11 protein-coding genes and 1 riboswitch are annotated in these 20,062 nt (G+C 63.0%); of the genes, 9 read left to right on the forward strand and 2 right to left on the reverse strand.

Annotation, left to right across the window (positions count from 1 at the left end; genetic code table 11):
- Positions 1 to 130: 130 nt before the first annotated feature.
- Complete coding sequence (pbpC, locus tag BLO50_RS18430) at positions 131 to 2,512, reverse strand: peptidoglycan glycosyltransferase PbpC (RefSeq protein ID WP_090255694.1); 2,382 nt, start codon at positions 2,510 to 2,512, stop codon at positions 131 to 133.
- 138 nt (positions 2,513 to 2,650) lie between these two features.
- Between pbpC and BLO50_RS18435 the strand changes: the two genes are divergently transcribed.
- Positions 2,651 to 2,944 (forward strand): hypothetical protein, encoded by a 294-nt coding sequence (locus tag BLO50_RS18435; protein ID WP_090255696.1) that lies wholly within the window; start codon positions 2,651 to 2,653, stop codon positions 2,942 to 2,944.
- Between the two features lie 264 nt (positions 2,945 to 3,208).
- On the opposite strand, the gene BLO50_RS18440 is transcribed toward BLO50_RS18435, so the two are convergent.
- Positions 3,209 to 8,131, reverse strand: coding sequence for an alpha-2-macroglobulin family protein (locus tag BLO50_RS18440; protein WP_090255698.1), 4,923 nt, complete (start codon positions 8,129 to 8,131; stop codon positions 3,209 to 3,211).
- Positions 8,132 to 8,320: 189 nt separating this feature from the next.
- Between BLO50_RS18440 and BLO50_RS18445 the strand changes: the two genes are divergently transcribed.
- The 8 genes from BLO50_RS18445 (at position 8,321) to BLO50_RS18480 (ending at position 20,054) form a co-directional block, all read left to right on the forward strand.
- A complete protein-coding gene (locus BLO50_RS18445; RefSeq protein ID WP_090255819.1) occupies positions 8,321 to 9,691 on the forward strand; it encodes an MATE family efflux transporter in 1,371 nt (456 codons plus the stop codon).
- Entirely contained in the window at positions 9,678 to 10,706 is a 1,029-nt protein-coding gene (locus tag BLO50_RS18450) for a sensor domain-containing diguanylate cyclase (protein WP_090255700.1), read from the forward strand. Before BLO50_RS18445 ends, BLO50_RS18450 begins: the two co-directional genes overlap by 14 nt.
- Positions 10,707 to 10,734: 28 nt before the next feature.
- Positions 10,735 to 11,190 carry a DUF2214 family protein gene (locus BLO50_RS18455; protein ID WP_090255702.1) on the forward strand — a complete coding sequence of 152 codons (456 nt, stop codon included), beginning with the start codon at positions 10,735 to 10,737 and terminating at the stop codon, positions 11,188 to 11,190.
- Positions 11,191 to 11,285: 95 nt separating this feature from the next.
- The gene (locus tag BLO50_RS18460) at positions 11,286 to 11,531 is read left to right on the forward strand and encodes an exodeoxyribonuclease VII small subunit (protein WP_090255704.1); all 246 of its coding nucleotides are present in this window, start codon (positions 11,286 to 11,288) and stop codon (positions 11,529 to 11,531) included.
- Positions 11,528 to 12,415: a (2E,6E)-farnesyl diphosphate synthase gene (gene ispA / locus BLO50_RS18465; RefSeq protein ID WP_090255707.1), complete on the forward strand. Its 888-nt coding sequence runs from the start codon at positions 11,528 to 11,530 to the stop codon at positions 12,413 to 12,415. Before BLO50_RS18460 ends, ispA begins: the two co-directional genes overlap by 4 nt.
- Positions 12,416 to 12,528: 113 nt before the next feature.
- A complete protein-coding gene (locus BLO50_RS18470; protein WP_090255709.1) occupies positions 12,529 to 15,816 on the forward strand; it encodes a carboxyl transferase domain-containing protein in 3,288 nt (1,095 codons plus the stop codon).
- An 85-nt stretch (positions 15,817 to 15,901) separates the two neighbouring features.
- Complete coding sequence (gene dxs, locus BLO50_RS18475) at positions 15,902 to 17,797, forward strand: 1-deoxy-D-xylulose-5-phosphate synthase (RefSeq protein WP_090255711.1); 1,896 nt, start codon at positions 15,902 to 15,904, stop codon at positions 17,795 to 17,797.
- Positions 17,798 to 17,863: 66 nt separating this feature from the next.
- Positions 17,864 to 18,079: riboswitch (cobalamin riboswitch) on the forward strand.
- A 100-nt stretch (positions 18,080 to 18,179) separates the two neighbouring features.
- Positions 18,180 to 20,054: a TonB-dependent receptor domain-containing protein gene (locus BLO50_RS18480; protein WP_090255713.1), complete on the forward strand. Its 1,875-nt coding sequence runs from the start codon at positions 18,180 to 18,182 to the stop codon at positions 20,052 to 20,054.
- Positions 20,055 to 20,062 lie beyond the last annotated feature (8 nt).

Below are 20,062 nucleotides of genomic sequence, written 5' to 3' on the forward strand. Positions count from 1 at the left end.
ATTGAATACAATTTTGTATACAAACTCAAACGCTCACCGATGTATAACCCTATCGACCCGCAACCCGGCGTCTTGAGCACCTTGGCACAACAGGGCATTTATTTTTCAACGCAGCCCTTCTGGGCAACACTCACGGCAATACGCTGAAACTCAGCTTGGCGGTCTGACCACTCTCGTCGAGCACACTGAGCTGGTAGCGACCGGCGCGCGAAAAACTCTGGTTCAGCGCCGTTTCGGCCGTGGTTTCTGCGACCGGCTGGCCGTCGACAAACCACCAGCGTCGGCCACTGCCGCCCAGGGCCGAAAGACGCAAACGCAATGGTTCGACGCTGCCGGCCGGGCGACGCAGGCGGTCTCCTTCGCGCACCCCGACAATCGATAACGGCGCGGCGACGGGTACATGCCGCGGCGGGCACTGCGGATCAACCGCCGGCAGGCGCGCACTGCGCCGCTCACGGCGCGGCAGCCAGGGCTCCAGCGGCGCCGGCCACAGCGCCAGGCTCTGTGCCTTGGCCCCCGGACAACTGGCATCAACCCGCAGCCCGGCGGCATTGACCCAGAGGCTTTCCTGCAACCCCAAGCCCAGCGGTTGATCCTGCGCCGGCAAGGTTGGTGGTGTGGTGCCATCCAGCGTCCAGGCAAAGCGCTGGCGCCGGCAGTTGGGGTCGTCACTGTCCAGCGGCTGGCCCAGCGGCCAACAGATAGCGGCCACACCGACCGAGGCTGGTTGTGGATCAACCGGCAGGGCAATGCCGCGCTGGCTGTCGCGATTGACCAATAGATCATGCACCTGCAGCAGCAGCGGTGCAGCCGAAGCCAGGCCGAACTGCCCGGACACCGGGGTGCCATCCGGTCGACCGATCCAGATGCCGATCAGGTAGCGCGGCGCCACGCCAATCGCCCAGGCATCGCGAAAACCGTAGCTGGTGCCGGTCTTCCAGGCCAGGCTCGGGCGCTGCACCAGCTGCGCGCGCGGGTCACGGTCCGGTCGGGCCTGGCCGCTGAGAATACGCCGCACAATCCACGCGGCACCGGGCGACAGCAGGCGCCGCTCATGCAGGCCATCCTGCGGTTGAAAGCGCAAACGTGCGGCCATGCCGCCACGGGCAAAGGCGCTGTAACCGCTGACCAATTCCTCCAGCCGGCTGCCGGCACCGCCGAGAATCAGCGCCAGATTAGGTTCGGCCAACGGCGGCAGCAACAAAGGCACCCCGGCGCTGCGCAATTCACCGGCAAAGCGCTTCGGCCCGTAGGCTTCCAGCAGCTGCACGGCGGGTAGATTGAGCGAGGTAGCCAGCGCCTCACTGGCCGACACCGCGCCGCTGAAACCGGCAGCAAAGTTGCCCGGGCGATAATCGCCATACCGCCGCGGTACATCCTGCAGCAGCGATTCGGAATGGATCAGCCCCTCGTCCAGCGCCATGCCGTAGAGAAAAGGTTTCAGGGTCGAACCCGGCGAGCGTACGGCGTTGATCATGTCGACATGGCCAAAGCGTTTGGCGTCGCCGATATCCACCGAGCCCAGGTAGGCGCGCACCGCCATACTCGGCTGCTCGACCACCAGAATCGCCGCCGAGGTGCGCTCCGGCAACCGCGCCCGCCAGCCCAGCAGCAAGTCTTCCAGGCGGCGCTGCAACGCTGCATCGATAGTCGTGCGAATCAGCGGCGGGCTGCCCGCCGTATTTAGCCGCCGCGCCAGCAACGGGGCCAGGCGCGGTTCCTGACGCGGCGCCAGCAGCACCGGCTCTTCCAGCGCATCATTGATTGCCGACTGCGGCCATATCTGAAAACTGGCCAGGCGCTTGAGCACTTTGTCGCGCGCCGCCTGCGCTCGCTCAGGGTGGCGATCGGGGCGCAAACGACTGGGCGCTTGCGGCAGCACCGCGAGCAGCGCGGCTTCGGCGCGGGTTAGCTGGCTCGGCGACTTACCCAGATAAGCCCAACTGGCCGCCGCCACCCCCTGCAGCGTGCCGCCAAACGGCGCGCGATTGAGGTAAAGGGTGAGGATTTCATCCTTGGACAGGTGCCACTCCAGCTGCAGCGTGCGCCACAGCTGCTTGAGCTTGCCGCTGTAGCTGCGCGCATGCGGATCCAGCAGCCGCGCCACCTGCATCGACAGCGTGCTGCCACCCGAGAGCACGCGCCCGCCACTGAGGTTCTGCCAGGCGGCGCGGCTCAGCGCCAGCGGGTTAACTCCGGGATGCTGGTAAAACCAGCGGTCCTCGTAGGTCAGCAACGCTTCCAGGTAATAGGGCGACACCTCACTGGGGCTGACCGGATAACGCCATACGCCATCACGGTCGGCAAAGCGCCACAGCGGCGCACCGTCCTCGGCCAGCACCACGCGGGCCAGGTCATCGCCTGGCAAGGGCAGCGGAAACAGCCGGTCGGCCACTAGCAGAATCAGCAGCAGACACAGCGGAAGCCCCAACCAAGGACGCCGTAGCAGCGGCCATAGACGGTTACGCCACACGCGCAGAGCCAACCAATACAACTGTTTAACGCGGGTCATGCGCTGATCCATTCCTTGCATCGCGGAGCTGTAACCACAATTAACGGCCCAACCGGCCAACAGCGCTGCCATTCTGCCAAATGACTGGCACACTGGCGCGCAGTAGCAATCAACGCAGGGTCGAGTGGAACGAGAACTATGGGTGTAGAAGGTTTTTTTGAATCCCTTGGCGAGGCAGCCGGCTCGGTGATCCGCTTTATCGTCGAAGGCTTGAGCGGCTTTTTCGGCATGCTCGGCGGCGCGGTCAGCAGCTTTATCACGGGCATGTCCAAGGCCTTGGGGGTGACGCCATCATTACTCAGCATCGTGGTTCTGCTGGCTGGTCTGTGGTTGCTGTACCTGGCGGTACGCGCCTTTATCCGCCGCTCGATCATTGCCGGGGTGATCTGGCTGGTGCTGGGGTTGTGGCTGCTGAGCGGTCTGATCAGCTAAGAACCCGTCTACGATCTGCTGCGCTTCGGCCCTGCTGCGTTAAAAGCAGGCTCGGAAGCCGCTTGCGGCTAACGCGCTTCAGCGCGACCCGAAGGGCGAGTGAAACGAGTAATGCAGTAAACCCCGCGTTCTCGCCTGCTTTGACCAGCCGGAGACTGTTACTAACGTAGCGCCTTGCATGACTCTAGCTCGCGAGATCGCAAACAGGTTCTAAGCACACTGGCTAAACAACAAGGCCCGCCAATTTGGCGGGCCTTGTGCGTTCTAGCGCTCCTTGACCACTAAACGCCCCGGCGTGGTGCCCAGGGCCTGCCAGTTCGGCCGGTACATCGACTCCACTTGCGGTGGCGGCACGCGGTAGCTGCCGGGGGTGACGGCGCGTGCCAGGTACAGCAGATGGGTGGTGTCGTAGCCGTTTACATCCAGCGCTGCGACATAGCGATCACCACGGAACTCCTGGTGTTTGATCGCCGCGTTCTGCATCGACTCACGCCACTCTTTCACCGCACTACTGGCGTCATCCAGGCTGGCCGAGCTTTGCGCCAGGTTCTGGTTTTCCAACTCCAGGCCCGCCGGCAGCAGGTCGACCACCAGAGCATCCGGTACGCGCTGCTTGGCCGCCACGGCCAGGTGCACCAGCACCAGCTCGCCGCTCTGCAGGTTGTTCAGATCCAACGCCTGGCCATCCATGCCTAGATACTCGCGGTAGATGCTGAGGTTCTCGCCACCGGCCGCCGGGGCCTGGCTCGGATAGCCGGACAGGGTCAGTTGTTGATACAGCGGCGTATCGCCCGGTTTGCTCACTGAATTGCGAATAGTCAGCGGCGCAGCCAGGTCACTGCCATCGAGCTTGAGACCCGGCTGGGCATTGCTCAGCTCGAAGGCCAGGCTGCCGCTTTGCAGCGCGGCGCTCCAGCTCGGCTCCGGTTTGCTCAGCAGGTTGCGCCCGGCCAGGTACAGCGAGTTGCGTTCCTGGGTCGACAGCCACTGTTGTCCGGCCACTTCATCGGCCAGGTTGAACAGCCGTTCTTCACGGCGATTACCGGCCAGGTCGTGCTCTTCCAGCAGCGCCAGAATCAGCGCCTGATCGCGCAGCGGGCTGCCGTAGTCAGCCAGCCAGTTATTGCTCTCCCGACCACGGGCCAGGCCGGCGGTCAGCAGCTCATCAGCACGCGGCTGGTCGCCCATTTTCTGCAGGGCAACGGCCAGATGCACCAGCGGTAAACCGGATAGTGCATCGCTGCGCCGCTCATACAGGCTGCGCAAGGCACCCAGCGGCGCCTGTTGGCTGCGCGCCAGCACGTAACCGGCGTAGGCCTGCACGGCAAAGCGGCTGTGGTTGGCGTTGTCGCTGTAGTTGACCTCAATCAGATGACGTTCCTGCAGGTAGCGCAGCAGACGTTCGTTGGCCTTTTTCAGCGCCTCTTCCGGCACACCGAAGCCCTGCTCGCGGGCGCGCAGAAGGAAGTCGCTGACGTAAGCGGTCAGCCAGTATTCCTCATCGCTGTCCGCACCCCACAGACCGAAACTGCCGTTGTAGCGCTGCATGCTCAGCAGACGCTCGATGCCCAGCTCGATGGAGCGCTTGCGCTGCTCATCCGGCTCGGCTTCCACGCCCAGACGTTTCAGCGTGGCGGCATCGGCATACAGCGACGGGTACAGACCACTGGTGGTCTGCTCCAGGCAGCCATACGGATACGCCTTGAGCGCACGAATCTGCTCGCCAAGATTCAGCGGCGGACGACTGGAAATCGCCAGCCGCGCTTCCAGACCCGCCGTTTCAAAGGCGCTCAAAGCATCCGCAGGCAGCAGCCAGGCTTCGTCTTTCAGCACCGCGCGGAAATGCTGCAGCTGCGCAGGGTAGGCCGGGCGAATGCCCAGCGTCCACTCACGGCTCAACGGCGGCAGATCCTCACCGGGCAGGGCCAGGCCGTTGACACTGACCTTGAAGCGCCCTTGCCCATAGCCGCCCAGCGCGGTGACCGGAATACGCAGAATGGTGCGCTGACCATCCGCCAGGGTGATCGGCGCCACCGCCGCGCCGGGGTTCTGCGCTAGGCGCAGCTGGCCTTCGGCGCTCAGTTGCACATCCAGTTTCTGCTCGCGCCCGGACAGGTTGCTCAGGTCCAAGGCCAGGGTGGTTTCATCACCGCCAGCGAGGAAGCGCGGCGCGGACAGCTCGGCGATCAGCGGCGCAGCGACCACTGTCTTGCCTTCGCCCATGCCGTAGTGCTCGTCGGTCCAGGCTTGCGCCATCAGCCGCAGCTCGCCGTTGAAGTCGGGGATATTCAGGCTGACTTCGCCTTCACCCTGCTCGTTCAATTTCAGCGGCTCACTCTGCAACGCGACGATCAACACGCTGGTGTCCGGACGCTTGCCGCCACCGGCCAGCGCCGCGTCACCGCCAAAGGCCAGTTTGGCCACCCGGCCCTGGCCGGCTTCGATCAGTTGCCCGTAGATATCCAGATGGTCCGCGCCATAGGCCTTGCGGCCGAAGAAGTTGGCGAATGGATCAGGCGTGGCGTACTCGGTGATATTGAGGATGCCGACATCCACCGCAGCCACCAGCACCTGCGCCTGTTTCGGGATGCTGCCGTCGGCGTTGCGCGCCTGCACCTTGACCTTCAGCGGCTGGTTGGGACGCATCTTTTCCGCAGCGGTGAGGGTCAGCGCCAGTTTGCGCGGCGCACGTTCCAGCGGCAGATGCAGCAGGCCGACCGCGCGTTTAGGCGTGGCATTGCTCTTGCGCTCGCCAGGGCGAATCACCAGGGCGCTGACATACAGGTCATGCCGTGCCCAGTCCTTAGCAATCGGGATGTCGAAGGCCTTGCCCTCGGCCGGCACGTCGATCTCTTCCCACCACAGCGGCCCTTCGCTGGACTCCACCATCAGGTAACCCTTGCCCGCAGAAGGCGGGGTGACGGTGACCTGGGCGGTATCACCATCGACGTACGCCGGTTTATCCAGCGCCAACTTGACCTGATCCGGGCGCACGGCGCCGCCGTCGGCGTTGTCCTGCCAGCGGTAGCCAGCCCAGAAGCGCATGCTGCTGAGCATGCCGGTCTGACCGTCGATGACCTCGACGCGGTACGGGCCCCACTCCACCGGGAAGCTGATCTTGGCGGTGCCGCCAGCGCTGACCTTGAGGGTTTCTTCGTTAAGGGTAAGGAATTTCTCGGTGTAGTTATGGCTCCAGCCATCGCTTTCGGAGAAGTTCCAGAAGTAGTCACGGCGCTCACGGATCAGGCGCACGCTGAGCTGATCAGCCGCCAGCTTGTTGCCCTCGGCATCGGCCACCAACACTTCGAACTCGGCCAGACTGTCGGCGTCGACTTCCTCTCCATCGAACAGCCCGCGCACACCCGGCAGACGCTCGGCTGGCCAGATCGGCTGGATAATCCGCCGGGTAATCGCCCGGCCGCCGGACTCCTGCAGGCTGGCTTGCAGGATCAAACGCAGCGGCGATTTGGCATCGCTCCAACGGCTTTCGATATCCAGACTGGCCTTGCCTTGCTCGTCGAGGCTGGTTTCATCCAGCTCGATGTCCTCGCTCAACTCTTCTTCGGTAACCGAACCGAACTGATAGCCCGGCAAACTCGCCACCGCCTCACGCAGCGGCCGTACATAGAGCTGCCCGCTGAGACGATTGCCAGCGGCCGGTGCGCCGTACAAGTAGCGTCCCGTCACATCGAACTGGGCATTTTCTGCCGGGCTGTAAGGCACATCGCTGCCCTTGAGTTCCAGGGCCATGCGCTCGGGCAGGAAGTCTTCTACAGAGAATTCATACAGCTGCTGGCGGCCATCGCCGAGGTCAAACAGCAGCTGCCAACGCCCGGTCGGCGCTTCATCGGCCAGTTGCAGCTGGTACTGATAGAGGCCGGCATTATCAGCCTGCCAGACGAATTTGCGGCTGACCTGCTCATCCGGGCGGCGTACTTCCACATTCACTGGCTGGGCTTTTACCGCGCGGCCATCGGCATCGCGCAGCAGGCCGTTGAGTAGCACGGTTTCGCCGGGACGGTAAAGGTCACGCGGGCCAAACACGAAGAACTGCAACGGATGAGCGACGGGGCCGGCGATATCAAACTCGGCCAGGTCCAATGCCGCAGTGTTCAGGCGCAGCAGGCTGGTCTGTTCGCCCTGGTGGGCCAGCAGTACTTCGGCCTTGGGCGGCAGCGGCAGTTCGCCATGGCCAGCGCCATCGGTCTTGCCTTCGGCCAGCACCTGGCCTTCGGCATCAAGGATTTCCAGGCTTACATCACCCAGGGCATCACCGCCGGCCAGTGCCTGGGTGAACACATCGATACGGTTCTGGTAGCGCCGCGCGGACAGGCCAATATCACTCAGGGTGAACAGCGTGGCCGGCTGTGAGTAGTTGTAGCTGCCGGCTTCACGCATCACCGCCAGGTACACGCCGGGTTGCTTGAACGGCTCCAGGCCGGCAATCGGCAGCAACAGGGTTTCGCGGGTGTTGCGCGCCGGGTTCAAATCGAAGCGGCCGCCGTAGACCAGATCGGCCATCGGCAGCAGGCTGCGGGCTTCCCAGTTGTCCAGATTGCTCGCGCGGCCCCAGCGGTTAAGGAAAGCCGGCAGCGATTCGGGTTTGATGCGGAAGAACTCGACATTCACCTTGTCGACGTTCAGCGCAATCACCGGCAGGCCTTCGGCGAGGCGTGTGGGTAGCAAAGAACCACGGCTGGCAAAACCGACGCTGGCTTGCAGGTCGCGGGTTTCCAGGCGGGTGACCTGCTCGGCGGCAAGGCTTTTGCCGTTCAACCCGAGCAGCCCGGCATCAACGGTCAGTACCAGTTTGCGCTGCGGCTCCAGGTGCCGCAGGCGCACCTCCATCAGATTGTCCGTCAGCTCCCAGGCGCCATCGACCTTGCCGTCTTTGCTATCGACCAGGTGCAGACGCTCGGCGAGCTTCTGCTCAGGGTCGAGCGGCACCGAGAAGCTGATCGACAGCGTGCTGGCACCATCCAGCTGCACCTCCGAGACATCCACCACGGTCAGCTCGCGGCCCGCGTAACGCTCGGCCAGCGCTTTGCGGTCAACCGCCGGCTTGGCAGCCTCGCTGCTGACAGGGGTGGTTTGGGTCGCCGTCACTTCGGCGGGCCCAGGGGTGGATGAATCACAGGCGCTGAGCAGGCTCAGGACAAGTGCCAGAAGCAGTCCATTCTTCGGCATTGCGGGGCTCCAACAAGGGTAGGTGCAGAGGCCTGACACTATAGTCGAGGCGCTTACCGACCACTAAGCGCGCACATGCAAAATTGCTTGGCAGCGCACGCCTGTCGATCAGTGTTTAATAACCCGCCTGTGACACACGCCCGCGCATTTCGTTGCAGCTAACGCCAATCAAGTTTGAGAGCACATTTGATAAACGCCTTACGCGATGCCTGGCAGCACTCGCCTACCCATAAACGGGTCTGGGCACTGGCTGCGCCGATGATCCTCTGCAACCTCTCGGTGCCCCTGGTGGCGCTGGTCGACAGTGCGGTGATCGGCCATTTACCGCACGCCCATCAATTGGCTGCAGTGGCGGTGGGAGCAAGCTTGTACGGCTTATTGGTCGGCAGCGTGGGCTTTCTGCGGATGGGCACCACGGGATTTTCCGCCCAGGCTGCTGGCCGCAGGGACGGCAGCGCGCTGCGCCAGGTGTTGCTACAAGCCTTGTTGTTGGGCGGCGTACTTGCCTTGGCGCTCAGCCTGCTGATGCGCCTGCTCAGCGCACCGATATTGGAGCTGATGCAGCCTTCAACGCAGCTCGACGCCCTAGCCCGCAGTTATCTGCATATTCGGCTATTCGGCCTGCCGGGCGCGCTGGCCAGTTATGCCCTGGTCGGCTGGCTACTGGGCACACAAAACGCCCGTGGGCCCTTATTGATCATGCTCGGCACCAACCTGCTCAATGTTGCCCTGACCCTGCTGTTCGTCCTCGGGCTGGGCTGGGAAGTGGCGGGCGCGGCCTGGGGCTCGGTACTGGCTGAATGGAGTGGAGCACTGCTCGGCCTTTATCTGGCACGCCAGACAATCAAGCGCCAAGCTGGGCGCATCAATTGGCCCGCGCTAAGGCTATGGCGGAACTGGCGACCTTTGCTGGCGGTAAATCGCGATATTTTTATCCGCACCATGGCGCTGCAAGCGGCATTTTTTCTCATCACCGTACAAGGCACCCGCCTAGGTGATGCCACAGTGGCGGCCAACGCTCTGCTGATCAATGGACTGATGCTAAGCGCCTTCGCCCTAGATGGCCTCGCGCATGCGGTCGAGGCGCTCGGCGGACATGCGCTGGGAGCGGGGGATCGCCAGGCACTGCGGCGCAGCCTACTGGTGGCGGGGGCCTGGTCCCTGCTGGCGAGCGTGGGATTTGCCTTACTTTTCTGGCTGGGTGGACACTGGTTTATCGGCCTACAGACCGATATTGCCGCCGTGCGCAGCATGGCCCTGACCTATTTACCCTACCTAGCCCTGTTGCCACTCATCGGCGTCTGGAGCTACTTGCTCGACGGCCTGTTTATTGGCGCGACCCGCGCCCGCGAAATGCGCAACGCCATGCTCCTTGCCCTGCTGCTAAGCCTGCCATTGGCATGGTGGCTGCAGTCACTGGGCAACCACGGGTTATGGCTGGCCCTGCTGGCTTTTATGGCCCTTCGCGGTCTGTGCCTAGGTGGCTATGCTTATCGTCTGACACGTGCCAATCAATGGTTCACCCCCAGTCAATCAGGAACACCCCATGCTCAGTCCTGAAATGCCCTGCGATGAAGTGCTGCGCCAGCAGATTCTCGATGATAACGAGCTGGTCGACACCCCGGCCGACGCGTACCTGGACACGCTGGTGCGGGTAGTACGTGAAGTTTTCGGGGTGAAGACCGTGCTGATCAGCCTGATCGACCATGACCGTCAGTGGTTCAAGTCGCGCATCGGCCTGGAGATCACCGAAACCCCACGAACCATCTCCTTTTGTGCTCACGCCATTCTTGGCACTCAACCTTTTATCGTCGAAGACACGCACAACGATCTGCGATTTCACGATAACCCGGTAGTGATCAACAACCCGCAGATTCGCTTCTATGCCGGACAGCCGTTGCTCTCCGAGGAAGGCCAGCCACTGGGTACGCTGTGCATGATCGACCCGGAGCCCCGGCAGCTCACCGCCAAACAATTGCGTCTGTTTGTCGACATGGCTGTGCTGGTGGAGGGTTACCTGAAGCTGCGCCATGTCAGTGCCCAGACGGCAAAACTGCGCGAGGCCCTGAGCCGCGAGCAACGCAAAACCATGCTCGATCCGCTGACACAACTTTGGAACCGTGCCGGCCTGAACCACTTCCTGCTCAAGCAGGAACAACAGGCAGACGAACTCGGCCTACACCTGGGTGTACTGTTCTGCGACCTTGATCATTTCAAACGGATCAACGACCAGTACGGGCATGCCGCAGGTGATCAGGTGCTGTGGGAAACTGCCCGGCGCATCAATGCGGCCGTGCGTCCGCAAGATATCGTCACCCGCAGCGGCGGTGAGGAGTTCGTGGTGCTGCTGCAGGTACACGATGAACAGGAACTGCTGCACATTGCCGAGCGGATTCGCAACACCCTGAGCAAAGAGCCCATTGAACTGGATGAGCAGCAGCTCAGCCTGACCATCAGCATCGGCGCAGCCCTGCGCACGCCTAGTGAGACGCCAAACGAAGCCATGAACCGCGCTGACCAGGCGCTGTATCAGGCCAAAGGCAATGGCCGTAACCGGGTCGAGCTGGCCAGCTGATCACACACCCCAAAGAAAGGACGCAACCATGGGCCAAGCCATTGCCGCCTATCTGCACTACCTGTCGATATTTCTGCTGTTCGCCCTGCTCAGCATCGAGCATGTGCAATTCAAACTACCGCTGGACGTGCGCCGCGCGCGCAGCCTGATCATCACTGACATCGCCTACGGTATCTGCGCCGGCGTGGTGCTGTTTACCGGTCTGGCGCGGGTGCTCTGGTACGGCAAGGGCCTGGACTACTACCTGGGCAACAGCCTGTTTCACGCAAAAGTCGGCCTATTTATCCTGGTCGGGCTGATTTCCGTGGTGCCGACCTTTGTCTTCCTTAACTGGCGCAACAGCCTCAAGGCCGGCGAAGTGCCACAGGTCAGTCCAGCCAAGGCGCGCCTGGTGATCATGGTGATTCGCTTGGAACTGTTGCTACTACTGGTCATCCCATTACTAGCGGTGCTGATGGCACGCGGCTACGGCGTAATCGGCTGACAGCCAGCCACCTGCCGCGCTGATTTGCCCGCGCGGCATGGCTCTGCTAGTGTCGCGCCGGTTCCGACTCCCCGATCTACCCCGAGATATCCGCCATGGCCGCCCGCAAAAAAGCCGCGCTCGACTTCGAGCAATCCCTGACCGATCTGCAGAACCTGGTCGAGCGTCTGGAAAACGGCGAGCTGTCGCTGGAAGACTCGTTGACGGCCTTCGAGCAAGGCGTGCGCCTGACCCGTGATTGCCAGGCGGCCCTGGCCCAGGCCGAGCAGAAAGTGCAAATCCTCATGGAGCGCGACGGCGAGCTGGAGGAAGCCCCCTTCGACGCGGACCAACAGGCATGATTGCGGCCTACCAGAGCAGCTGCCAAAGCCGCGTCGATGCGGCCCTGGAAAATCTCCTGAGCAGCCCACGCCCGGAACTGCAACGCCTCTACGCAGCCATGCGCTACAGCCTGTTCAATGGCGGCAAGCGCGTACGCCCGCTGCTGACCTACGCCGCCTGTGAAGCCCTCGGCGGCGCGCCGGAGCGCGCCAATGCGGCCGCCTGCGCGGTGGAGCTGATTCACGCCTATTCCCTGGTGCACGATGACCTGCCGGCAATGGACGATGACGACCTGCGCCGCGGCCAGCCGACTACCCACATCGCCTTCGATGAAGCCTGCGCGATTCTCGCCGGTGATGGCCTGCAGAGCCTGGCGTTTGAAGTGCTCAGCGATGCCACACACAACCCGCATGACGCCGACCTGCGTCTGGCCATGCTCAGCGCCCTGGCGCGCGCCGCTGGCCCGGCCGGCATGGTAGGTGGGCAAGCCATCGACCTCGGCTCAGTGGGCCAGACCCTCGACCAGAACGCCTTGGAAATCATGCACCGGCACAAAACCGGCGCGCTGATCGAAGCCAGCGTACAGCTCGGTGCCCTTGCCAGTGGCCGGGCTGATGAACACGCACTAAAAGCCCTGCACATCTACGCCCGCGCCATCGGCCTGGCCTTCCAGGTGCAGGACGACATCCTCGACGTGGAAAGCGACACCGCCACCCTCGGCAAGACGCAGGGCAAAGATCAGGCCCACGACAAGCCGACCTACCCGGCCCTGCTCGGCCTTGACGCGGCCAAGGTCTATGCCCTGGAACTGCGTGACCAAGCCCTGCATGCACTGCGCCCATTTGATCAGGCAGCAGAGCCGCTGCGCGATCTGGCGCGCTATATCGTCGAGCGGCGCAGCTGACCCAGCGGCACCTTATCACCCGCATAAATAGCCCAACCCTCACCCGCTAAGGCTTGGTTTACCTCGCGCACAGAGCGCCTAAGATGGCTGCAGAATAAAAATCTGGAGCCCTCATGCCCATTACGACTGCGCCCTTCACCGCCCTGCTGATCGCCAACCGAGGCGAAATCGCCATCCGCATCGCCCGCGCAGCCAGTGAGCTGGGCATCCGCTCGGTCGCCATCTACGCCGAAGACGACGACGCCTCCCTGCATGTGCGGCAGGCCGACAGCGCCGTGGCGCTCAAGGGCCGTGGCGTACCGGCTTACCTGGATATGGACCAGCTGATCGCGATTGCCCAGGCGCAGGGCTGCGATGCTATTCACCCCGGCTATGGTTTTCTCGCGGAGAACGCCGAATTCGCCCGTCGCTGCCTGGCTGCTGGGCTGTGTTTTGTCGGCCCCAGCAGCGAGGTGCTGCAATTGTTTGGCGACAAGGCAGCGGCGCGGGCGTTAGCCGATCGCTGCGCCGTGCCGCTGGTAGCGGGGATCAATCGGCCGATCAGCCTGGAGGAAGCCCATGGTTTTCTCGCTGAACATGGTGCCGTCATGCTCAAGGCCCTGGCGGGCGGCGGTGGTCGCGGCATGCGCCCGGTATTCGCAGCCAGTGAGCTGGACGAGGCCTTTGCCCGCTGCCAATCCGAAGCCCGCGCCGCCTTCGGCAATGATGCGCTGTATATCGAGCAACTGGTGCGCAGCGCCCGACATATCGAGATTCAAGTGCTGGGCGACAGCACGGGCGCGGTTAGCCATCTGTGGGAGCGCGACTGCAGCCTGCAACGTCGCCAGCAGAAGCTGGTGGAAATCGCCCCCAGCCCGGACCTGCCCGCAGCCACCCGCGAACGGATGATCGCGGCCGCGCTGAAACTAGCCGGCGCGGCGCAGTACCAGGGCCTGGGTACGTTCGAATTCCTGCTGGATGCCGAGCAGCCTGAGCGCTTTTACTTTATGGAAGCCAACCCGCGCATTCAGGTCGAACACACCGTCACCGAGCAGGTCACCGGCATAGACCTGCTGCACACCCAGCTCAAGCTGGCGGCCGGCCAGTCGCTGGAACAACTCGGCCTGCTGCAGCCACCGCCGCTTAATGGCTGCGCCGTACAGCTGCGCATTAACCTGGAAAGCATGAGCAACGATGGCAGCACCCGCCCAGCCGCCGGCACCCTGACGGCCTACCAGCCGCCCAGCGGTCCCGGCCTGCGCGTGGATGGCTACGGTTACGCCGGCTACCCGGTCAGTCCCAGTTACGACTCACTGCTGGCCAAGCTGATCGCCCATGCGCCGGACTACCCCAGCGCCCTGCGCCGCGCCTACCGCGGCCTGTGCGAATTCCGCCTGGAGGGCGTGGCGAGCAATCTGCACCTGCTGCAGAACCTGCTGCGCCTGCCGCAAGTGGCGAGCTATCAGCTGACCACGCGCTTTGTCGAAAACCACCTGGGCGAGCTGCTGGCGGCGGAAACTGATGCCCACCCGCATCGCTTCTTTGCGGTTGCACGGGCGACCAGCCATAGCGCTGAAGAGGTTGCTGATACGCCAGCAGGTTGCCTGCCGCTGCTGACTCATAGCACCGGCGTTGTAGTCAGCCTGGAGGTGGCCGAAGGCGATGCGGTGGCTGTCGGCCAGAGCATTGCCGTGCTGGAAGCAATGAAAATGGAGTTTGTCGTCACCGCCAGCCACAGCGGCATCGTCCGCCAGTTGGCCGTGCAGGTCGGTAGCGCGCTCAATGAAGGCCAGCCGCTGCTGTTTATCGAATCTGCAGAGGTCGACGCCGCCGCCAGCCAGAGCGAGCAGAGCCTGGATCTGGATCATATCCGTGCAGACCTCGCCGAAGTGTTCGAACGCCACGCGCTCCTCACCGATGTACGCCGCCCTGCCGCCGTGGCCAAACGGCGCAAGACGGGTCAACGCACCGTACGCGAGAACCTGGCGGACCTGCTGGATGACGGCAGTTTCAGCGAGTACGGTGCCCTGGCGATTGCCGCACAACGGCGTCGGCGCTCGCTGGCCGAGCTGATTGAGCAGAGCCCGGCCGATGGCTTGGTGGCCGGCACCGGCACGGTCAACGCCGAAGCATTCGGCAACCAGGCAGCGCGCTGCATGGCCATCGCCTACGACTACACGGTCTTCGCCGGCACCCAGGGCGTGATGAACCACAAGAAGACCGACCGCATGCTCGGCCTCGCCGCGCAGTGGCGCTTGCCGCTGGTGTTGTTTGCCGAAGGTGGCGGCGGCCGGCCGGGTGACACCGATTTCGTCGGCGTGGCCGGGCTGGATTGCCACACCTTTGTCGGCATGGCCAAGCTCTCCGGGCTGGTGCCGCTGGTGGGAGTGGTGTCCGGGCGCTGCTTTGCCGGTAACGCCGCATTGCTCGGCTGCTGCGATGTGATTATCGCCACCGACAACGCCACTATCGGCATGGCCGGTCCGGCGATGATCGAAGGCGGCGGCCTGGGCAGCTTCAAACCGGAACAGGTCGGCCCGGTCAGCGTGCAGGGCCCCAATGGCGTCATCGACGTACGGGTGGCCGATGAAGCCGCAGCGGTGCAGGTGGCCAAGCAGTACCTGAGCTACTTCCAGGGTACGCTCAGCGAATGGGACTGCGCCGATCAGCGCGAGCTGCGCCAGCTGATCCCGGAAAACCGTTTGCGCGTGTATGACATCCGCCAAGTGATTGCCACCCTCGCCGACAGGGACAGCGTGCTGGAACTGCGCCGCGAGTTCGCCCCAGGGTTGATCACTGCCTTTATCCGCATCGAAGGCCAGCCATTCGGCCTGCTAGCCAACAACCCAGCGCACCTCGGCGGGGCCATCGATGCGGTTGCCGGCGACAAGGCTGCGCGCTTTATGCAGCTGTGCGATGCCTTCGATATTCCGTTGCTGTCGCTGTGCGACACCCCCGGCTTTATGGTCGGCCCGGAGGCGGAGAAACAGGCCACGGTGCGCCATGTCTCACGCATGTTTGTCGCCGCCGCCAGTCTGACCGTGCCGTTTTTCACCGTAGTGCTGCGCAAAGGCTACGGTCTAGGTGCCCAGGCCATGGCGGCCGGCAGTTTCCATTCGCCGCTGTTCACCATCGCCTGGCCCAGTGCCGAATTTGGCGCCATGGGCCTGGAAGGCGCGGTACGCCTGGGGTTTGCCAAGGAACTGGCCGCCGTCGAAGAACAGGAGGCACGCCAACAGCTGTTCGACAAGCTGGTGGCCAAGGCTTACGAGAATGGCAAGGGCATCAATATGGCCAGCTTCCTGGAGATCGATGCGGTGATCGACCCCGTGGAAACCCGCGCCTGGCTGCTGCGCGGCCTCAACGCCACGCCTAAACCCGCTAAGCGCGAAGGCAAGAAACGCTCAGTCGACACCTGGTAACAACCGTCTGCCCGAACCTTGTTTGGGCAGTTTCCGGCGCTTCGGGTAAACTGCCGCATCTTTTACACCGATAACGATCTGCCTGATGCCGACGACCTTCCACGAGATTCCCCGTGAGCGCCCGCTGACGCCCCTTCTAGACCGCGCCAATACGCCGGACGAGCTGCGCCGTCTGGGTGAAGCCGAGCTGGAAATTCTGGCCGACGAGCTGCGCCAGTACCTGCTGTATACCGTTGGGCAGACGGGCGGACATTTTGGTGCCGGCCTGGGCGTGATCGAGCTGACCGTGGCCCTGCATTACGTCTTCGACACCCCGGATGATCGCCTGGTGTGGGACGTAGGCCATCAGGCCTACCCGCACAAGATTCTCACCGGCCGCCGCGAACAGATGGGCAGCCTGCGTCAGAAGGACGGCATCGCCGCGTTCCCGCGCCGCTCGGAGAGCGAGTACGACACCTTTGGCGTCGGCCACTCCAGCACCAGCATCAGCGCCGCGCTGGGCATGGCCATCGCCGCGCGCCTGCAGAACAGCAAGCGCAAGGCCGTCGCCGTAATCGGTGACGGTGCCATGACTGCCGGCATGGCCTTCGAGGCACTGAACCACGCCAGCGACGTGGGTGCCAACATGCTGGTGATCCTCAACGACAACGACATGTCGATTTCCAAGAACGTCGGTGGCCTGTCCAACTACCTGGCCAAGATCATCTCCAGCCGCACCTACTCGAACATGCGCGAAGGCAGCAAGAAGATCCTCTCGCACCTGCCGGGTGCCTGGGAAATCGCGCGCAAGGTCGAAGAACACGCCAAAGGCATGCTGGTGCCCGGCACCCTGTTCGAAGAGCTGGGCTGGAACTATGTCGGCCCCATCGACGGCCACGACCTACCCACCCTGCTCGCTACGCTGCGCAATATGCGCGACCTCGACGGCCCGCAGTTCCTGCATGTAGTGACCAAGAAAGGCAAGGGTTTTGCCCCAGCCGAAGCCGACCCGATTGGCTACCACGCCATTACCAAGCTGGAGCCGATCAACGCGCCGGCCGCCCCCAAACAAACCAGCGGCCCGAAATACTCCAGCGTGTTCGGCCAATGGCTGTGCGACATGGCCGCGACAGATCCGCGCCTGGTCGGTATCACGCCTGCGATGAAAGAAGGCTCGGACCTGGTGGCGTTCAGCGAACGTTACCCTGAGCGTTATTTCGACGTGGCCATCGCCGAACAGCATGCCGTGACCCTGGCGGCCGGCATGGCCTGCGACGGTGCCAAACCGGTGGTGGCGATCTACTCGACCTTCCTGCAACGCGCCTATGACCAGCTGATCCACGATGTGGCCGTGCAGCACCTCGATGTACTGTTCGCCATTGACCGCGCCGGCTTGGTCGGTGAAGACGGTCCGACCCACGCCGGCAGCTTCGACATTGCCTACCTGCGCTGCATCCCCGGCATGCTGGTGATGACACCCAGCGATGAGAACGAACTGCGCCGTATGCTCACCACCGGACACCTATTCAATGGCCCGGCCGCCGTGCGCTATCCGCGTGGTAGCGGTCCGAATGCCGCCATCGAGCCGGGCCTGGAACCGCTGGAAATCGGCAAGGGCATCGTTCGCCGCCACGGCAAAAAAACCGCCCTGCTGGTCTTTGGCGTACAACTGGCCGAAGCCCTCAAGGTCGGCGAAGTGCTGGATGCAACGGTGGTCGACATGCGCTTTGTCAAACCGCTGGACGAAGCTTTAGTACGCCAGCTGGCCGCCAGCCACGAGCTGCTGGTCACTATCGAAGAGAACAGCGTGATGGGCGGTGCCGGCAGTGCGGTCAGCGAGTTCCTCGCCCACGCTGGCATCCTCAAACCTGTGCTGCATCTGGGGCTGCCGGACTACTACGTCGAGCACGCCAAGCCGGCGCAGATGCTCGCCGAATGCGGCCTGGATGCCGCCGGCATCGAGGCCGCCATCCGCGCACGCCTTGCCATGCTTTCTGCATGAGCACCGCTCATCCAGAGCTGAGCCAGGCTTGCTTGTAATTCATTCACCCGCGCATTAAGGTGCGCGGCGTTTTACTTCCGCCAAGGTGCGCCCCTTCCACAGTGAAGCGGCGTTAAACGGGAAGCCGGTGCGTTCTTTTACGAACCATCCCGGCGCTGCCCCCGCAACGGTAATCGACCGCAGAGTCGTTCTGCACGGCACCTCAACGCCACTGGGTTATCCCGGGAAGGCGAGGCGGCGTACGTCGAGAGCCCGGAGACCGGCCTTGCTGGATGTGACTGGTGTTGCGGAGGGCATCACCGTCAAGCTCAGGCTGCGCCAGCGCGCCCGTTCTTGCCCCTGCCCTCCTCAAAAGTCGTTTGATCTTTTGAGGATTCTCTACGTGAAAATGTCCCGTCTTGCCCTGGTTGTGGCGCTGATGCCGCTGGCTGCTCATGCAGATCCACTTGAGTTGCAGCCATTGGTTGTGACCTCCGGGCGTCATGCCGAACCGGTACAGCAAACTACAGCTGCAACCACGGTATTCACCCGCAAGGACATCGAACGCCTGCAAGTGCGCAGCGTGGCAGAGTTACTTGAGCGCGTACCCGGCGTCAGCATCAGCCGCACCGGCGGCGCAGGCAGCCAGACCGGCCTGTTTGTGCGCGGCACCTCAACCGCGCAAACCCTGGTTCTGGTAGACGGGCAACGTATTTCTGCCGCGTCCAGCGGCACCAGCAGCCTGGAGTTCCTCAGTCCTGAGCAGATCGAACGCGTTGAAGTCGTGCGCGGCGCGCGTTCGGCGCTTTATGGCTCCGATGCCATCGCCGGGGTTGTGCAGATTTTCACCCGTCAAGGCAGCGGCGACGGACTCAAGCCCTACGTTCGCCTTGGCGTCGGCAGCAACCAGACCTTCGAGCGTAGCCTTGGCGTGTCCGGCGGCGACGCGCAGACTCGCTTCAACCTGGGTGCTGCACTCGATGAAACCCAAGGGATCGACGCCACGCGTGATAACTTCGGCGCCAACGGCGATGACGATGCCTACCGCAATAAATCACTGAGCCTGAATCTTTCACACCGTTTCAATGACGATCTGAAGATCGGTTTCAGCGCCCTCGACCAACGCGGTCAGAGCGAGTTTGAGGACATCTTCGGCACATCACTGCCCACTACGGACTTCCAGCTCAGCAGCCTGTCCAGCTTCATCGATGCCAATGTCAGCGATGCCTGGAACAGTCGCCTGGAAATCGGCCACAGCGAAGACAAACGCGACACCGTTAACGACCAGCCAGACGCCAGTGCCGACGCGTTCTACAGTTTCAGTACCTACCGTGACTCGGTCAACTGGGTGAATACCTTTGCCCTTAACGATCGCCACCAAGTGCTGCTGGGTGCCGATTGGTACGAGGATCGCCTGCGCAGTGACACGGACTTCGTCGAAGACTCGCGCTGGAATCAGGCCGCATTCATTCAGCACCGCTACAACGCTGAATATTTCTCAACCGAGCTGGGTCTGCGCCATGACAAGAACCAGCAGTTCGGCAGTAAAAACACTTGGAACACCGCACTGACCGTGCCGCTCAATGACGACAATGATGTGATCCTGTCCTACAGCGAAGGCTTCCGCGCGCCTACCTTCAACGACCTATACTATCCAGACCTGTGCTATCCAGGCTTCGGATGTTTTACCAGCGCCAACCCGGAACTTAGCCCGGAAACATCTAAAAGCTATGAGGCTCAATGGCGCAGTCGCTTCAGTGAAACTAGCGCGATGGAACTTTCGCTGTACCGTATCGACCTGCAAGACGCGATTGTTCTAGATCAGAATGACATTCCTCAAAACGTCCAAACCGCTCGCATCAACGGTTTCGAAGCGGCGCTTCAGCAGGAGCTGTTCGGCTGGCAGGGCAATCTGGCTCTCGCGCTGATCGACCCACGGGATCGCGACACTGGCCACACCCTCGCCCGCCGCGCCAAACGGACCCTAAGCCTGGACCTGGACCGCCCGTTTGGCGAGTTTGCACTGGGCGCCAGCTGGCGCGCGGTCAGCGGTCGCTATGACGACGCCGCCAACACACGTGAACTGAGTGGTTACGGCCTGATTAGCCTGCGCGGCAAATGGCAAGCGACCGAGGAAGTGGCCTTTGACCTGAAACTGAACAATCTTTTCGACAAGGACTATGCCGAGGCGACTTACAAGACATCTAACGGACGCTTCGGTTACAACAGCGAGGGCCGCACTGCGCTGTTTGCTGTGACCTGGACACCTGAGCTCTGAGTTAGCCA

This window comes from Pseudomonas peli (assembly GCF_900099645.1).
Classification (GTDB): Bacteria; Pseudomonadota; Gammaproteobacteria; order Pseudomonadales; family Pseudomonadaceae; genus Aquipseudomonas; species Aquipseudomonas peli.

Bases quoted from the DNA above. Each gene is read 5' to 3' on its own strand.
- dxs (WP_090255711.1), top strand. From the start codon at position 15,902: ATGCCGACGACCTTCCACGAGATTCCCCGTGAGCGCCCGCTGACGCCC.
- pbpC (WP_090255694.1), bottom strand. From the start codon at position 2,512: ATGACCCGCGTTAAACAGTTGTATTGGTTGGCTCTGCGCGTGTGGCGT.
- BLO50_RS18455 (WP_090255702.1), top strand. From the start codon at position 10,735: ATGGGCCAAGCCATTGCCGCCTATCTGCACTACCTGTCGATATTTCTG.
- BLO50_RS18470 (WP_090255709.1), top strand. From the start codon at position 12,529: ATGCCCATTACGACTGCGCCCTTCACCGCCCTGCTGATCGCCAACCGA.
- ispA (WP_090255707.1), top strand. From the start codon at position 11,528: ATGATTGCGGCCTACCAGAGCAGCTGCCAAAGCCGCGTCGATGCGGCC.
- BLO50_RS18450 (WP_090255700.1), top strand. From the start codon at position 9,678: ATGCTCAGTCCTGAAATGCCCTGCGATGAAGTGCTGCGCCAGCAGATT.
- BLO50_RS18440 (WP_090255698.1), bottom strand. From the start codon at position 8,131: ATGCCGAAGAATGGACTGCTTCTGGCACTTGTCCTGAGCCTGCTCAGC.
- BLO50_RS18460 (WP_090255704.1), top strand. From the start codon at position 11,286: ATGGCCGCCCGCAAAAAAGCCGCGCTCGACTTCGAGCAATCCCTGACC.
- BLO50_RS18435 (WP_090255696.1), top strand. From the start codon at position 2,651: ATGGGTGTAGAAGGTTTTTTTGAATCCCTTGGCGAGGCAGCCGGCTCG.